This is a genomic window from Psychromonas sp. B3M02 (assembly GCF_003318165.1).
GTDB lineage: Bacteria > Pseudomonadota > Gammaproteobacteria > Enterobacterales > Psychromonadaceae > Psychromonas.
This window is the reverse complement of the sequence record NZ_QOCB01000122.1, coordinates 1-3802: the sequence shown is the minus strand read 5'-3', so window position 1 is coordinate 3802 and position 3802 is coordinate 1. Positions and strand designations below refer to the sequence as shown.

The 3802-nt window shown below is 37.8% G+C and carries 5 protein-coding genes; 1 reads left to right on the top strand and 4 read right to left on the bottom strand.

The annotated features are described in order from the left end of the window. From DS885_RS17910 to rluD, 3 genes are all read right to left on the bottom strand, one after another. On the bottom strand, positions 1–111 hold a 111-nt coding region (locus DS885_RS17910; protein WP_369007757.1), incomplete at its 3' end, for a Clp protease N-terminal domain-containing protein. A 157-nt stretch (positions 112–268) separates the two neighbouring features. Continuing rightward, positions 269–1012 (bottom strand): peptidoglycan editing factor PgeF, encoded by a 744-nt coding sequence (gene pgeF / locus DS885_RS13605; protein WP_113819969.1) that lies wholly within the window; start codon positions 1010–1012, stop codon positions 269–271. A gap of 8 nt (positions 1013–1020) precedes the next feature. Next, the gene (gene rluD, locus DS885_RS13600) at positions 1021–2004 is read right to left on the bottom strand and encodes a 23S rRNA pseudouridine(1911/1915/1917) synthase RluD (RefSeq protein ID WP_113819968.1); all 984 of its coding nucleotides are present in this window, start codon (positions 2002–2004) and stop codon (positions 1021–1023) included. A gap of 160 nt (positions 2005–2164) precedes the next feature. On the opposite strand from rluD, the gene DS885_RS13595 reads away from it, so the two are divergent. Continuing rightward, positions 2165–2956, top strand: coding sequence for an outer membrane protein assembly factor BamD (locus tag DS885_RS13595; RefSeq protein ID WP_113819967.1), 792 nt, complete (start codon positions 2165–2167; stop codon positions 2954–2956). Between the two features lie 113 nt (positions 2957–3069). On the opposite strand, the gene glnB is transcribed toward DS885_RS13595, so the two are convergent. Beyond that, the gene (gene glnB, locus DS885_RS13590; RefSeq protein ID WP_113819966.1) at positions 3070–3408 is read right to left on the bottom strand and encodes a nitrogen regulatory protein P-II; all 339 of its coding nucleotides are present in this window, start codon (positions 3406–3408) and stop codon (positions 3070–3072) included. Positions 3409–3802: the final 394 nt, after the last annotated feature.

Sequence of the window (3802 nt, the reverse complement as noted above, 5' to 3'; positions counted from 1 at the left end):
GGCTAATAGGACATGTGTGGCCTCAATATATTGATGGTCACGACCTAGAGCAATAGACTGAGCATCAGCTAATGCTAATTGAAATTTACTGGTTAATTTATCTAAACGCATCTTAATTCTCCCAACAAAGATTACTCTTTATAAATGGGTATAAAGATTATAAATTCAAGGTAAATTAAAAAATAAATTGTATAATTTGCAAGCGGTATTTTTTGTTTATGCAATCAATAGCTAGTGCTAATAAGGCATTAATAGAAAGATGAAAGCTTTAGTTCAAATAAATAAAAGTTGCTAAACGCCCTGTTTGTCCATCACGGCGGTAGGAATAAAATAAATGAGGATCATTGTAGGTGCATAATGGTGTAGCGCTAATATTAACACCAGGAAAACCTGTTAAACGTAACCTTGCTAAAGCGTGTAAATCAGCGAACCATTTGCCAGGAGAGCCTGCAATAAAAGCATGTGTAGCCGATGGTTCATGCTCTACAAATAAACGACGTACTTCATCACCTACCTCAAAAGCTTCAGGGCCAATACAAGGCCCTAACCACACTAATAATTGCTGGCTAGGTATTTCCAGCTCTTTACGAATAGTCGTAATGCTATTTTCAATGATACCGTCATATAAACCACGCCATCCTGCATGTATCGCAGCGACAAAAGAGCCTTGTTGGTCAGTGATTAATACAGGTAAACAATCAGCTGTCATCACCACACAAGTGCGTTCTGTGGAAGTTGTCCAACTCGCATCCGCATCAATACCTTGCTTAGTTGAAGCGGATACCTTGATTAACCTATTACTGTGGGTTTGATTTAACCAACAAAAATCGCCAGCACCTTGTGCCTGTTTACTCAGTAATTGTCGGTTAGTCGCCACACTGTTAGGATCGTCTTGTACATGTAAACCTAAGTTTAGCCCCGCGTACTGTTGCTCACTCACTCCACCTAAACGCGTGGTAGAGTAAGCATGAACACGAGCGGGAGCATCCCAATTAGGTTTAATTAATTGCATTGCAGATTTTAGTAATCTTGAGATTGGTTTTCATGGGCAATCGCATCTGCACGTAAAGCAGCCGCTAACACTTTAAAGTCTTCTGGTGGCTCAGCATGCCACTCCATCTCTTCACCTGTGATCGGATGATCTAAACGAAGCATAGTTGCATGTAGAGCTTGGCGTCTAAATCCGCGCAATGCTTCGCTCAACTCGACAGAAGCTCCTTTTGGCGGACGAGGACGACCACCATAAACTGGATCACCCGCTAATACATGACTAATAGACATCATATGGACACGAATTTGGTGAGTACGACCTGTTTCTAGACGTAAACGTAAACGAGTATGTGCACGATATTTTTCAGAAATACGGTAATGAGTGATCGCTTCTTTACCAGCAGTGTGGTTTACAGCCATTTTAGTACGATGTACTTTATCTCGGCCAATCGGTGCATCCACTTTACCACCCGCCGTAAAACAACCAGTAGCAATAGCGTCATACTCACGCGTCATCTGACGAGCTTGTAAACTGGTTACTAGATGCGTTTGAGCGGGTACAGTTTTAGCCACCACCATTAATCCAGAAGTTTCTTTATCTAAACGATGCACAATACCCGCACGTGGTACTTCAGCAATGCTTGGGTAATGGTATAACAATGCATTTAACAAGGTACCACTAGCATTACCAGCACCAGGATGAACCACTAAACCAGCAGGTTTATTGATCACTAGAATATCTTCATCTTCATATACGATATCGATTTCAATTTTTTGCGCGACAAAAGTCACTTCATCTTTTAATTCAGCATTGACCTCGAGTACTTGCCCAGTAAAAACTTTTTCACGTGGCGTCGATGAAACCGTGCCATCGATTTGTACCAAACCAGCTAAAATCCACTCTTTAATACGAGAGCGTGAATAGTCAGGAAAAAGTGCTGCAACCGCTTGGTCTAATCGAAGTCCTAACTGTTCATCTGTTACTTCTGCAGTTAGGTGTATTGCTTGGCTCATAATGTTCTCTTCTTTTAATATTGCGCTGTAATTATGTATTTTTTAAAAAGTATATCGTTTAACAACCTAATCTTGTCACATTTTGTCTTTTTTTACTTTTATTTCGTTCAACGATAGCTGATACTGTTACTTTTTAATATTGGCCGACATTATAACACTTATGAATAAAATCCTTAGACTAATAACGACCAGTTTTTTCATCGCCATTTTTATTTCAGGCTGTTCATCGAAAAAAAATACTAAACCTAAAGTCGCTGATAAGCCACCAGTGGCATTATATCAGGATGCCACTGCCGCATTAGAGTCAGCTAATTTTGAAAAAGCCGCTGAAATTTTAGAGGCTTTAGATAGCCGTTATCCATTCGGCCCTCACTCAGAACAAGTACAACTAGACCTTATTTATACTTACTATAAGCAAGGTGATATGGCACTTGCACTGGCTAACATAGACAAATTCATTCGACTAAACCCAACGCATAAAGATTTAGATTACGTCTATTATATGCGTGGCTTAACGAATCTAACTGTTGATGAACAGTTTTTCCAAAACTTATTTGGTGTAGACCGTTTCAACCGGGACCAAAGTTACTCACAGCGTGCTTTTAAAGATTTTAACCGTATCTTAACCAACTACCCAGATAGCGAATATGCTAAAGATGCTAGACAACGTATGGTTTACCTAAAAGATCGTGTCGCACGATATGAGGTTGCTGTTGCAGAATGGTATATCAAACGTGAAGCTTATATCGCTGCTATCAACCGTAGTAAAATTGTATTGAATAACTACCCTGATACTCATGCCGTTAAAGATGCGTTAGAAATTATGATAGAAGCTTATGAAGAACTAGGGTTAGAAGAGCCTAAGAAAAATGCCTTGGCTATTTTAGCCTTAAACTATCCTGATGATAAAATCGTAAAACGTGGTGGCAGCCTAAAACTATTTGATTGGTAGTCACTTTCCACTTTTTAAATAGATAAATAAAAAGGAGAACATCGTTCTCCTTTTTTAATCTACCTATTCAATATTTAAAGCAATTACATTCTAAAAGTGTAATGACAATAAAATTAAACAGCTTCACCATCTTCTTCACCGGTACGAATTCGTATTACACGCTCAACTGAAGTAACAAAGATTTTACCATCACCAATTTTACCAGTTTGTGCGGTTTTCATAATCGCTTCGATACAACGCTCAACATACTCTTTCTTTACCACTAGCTCGATTTTTACTTTTGGTAGAAAATCAACCATATACTCAGCACCACGATATAGCTCCGTGTGGCCTTTCTGGCGACCAAACCCTTTTACTTCAGATACTGTCATACCAGTAATATCAATGTCTGCTAATGCTTCACGTACATCATCCATTTTGAATGGCTTAATAATCGCTTCAATTTTTTTCATAATAAACTCTTAAGGTTAATGGCAAAGATATCTTTCTAAATAGCCTGCTATTTTAAATACAAGATGTAAGATTAATTAGCGCATACTACACTATTCAGAATTCAATAAAAAACAAACTTTCTAATGGAAAAGCTGAAATATATGCAAAATGTGATCTGTTAGGGAGTGAATAATACAAACTATTTTTATGGGGTACTTGTAAGGTATTAAGCTTGATTTAGAAGCTATTAGGTAAATATTAACATCCATTATTTATACCAATCATAGTAAGTAACTAATCTATTTTACTTGTTAAAACAACTTATTTTTTCGTTGTAAGTTTCGTATAGGGAACAACCATTTACATCAACTTACGCCTTAAACTAAGCCATTTTTCCGGCGCAAAATTTAGATC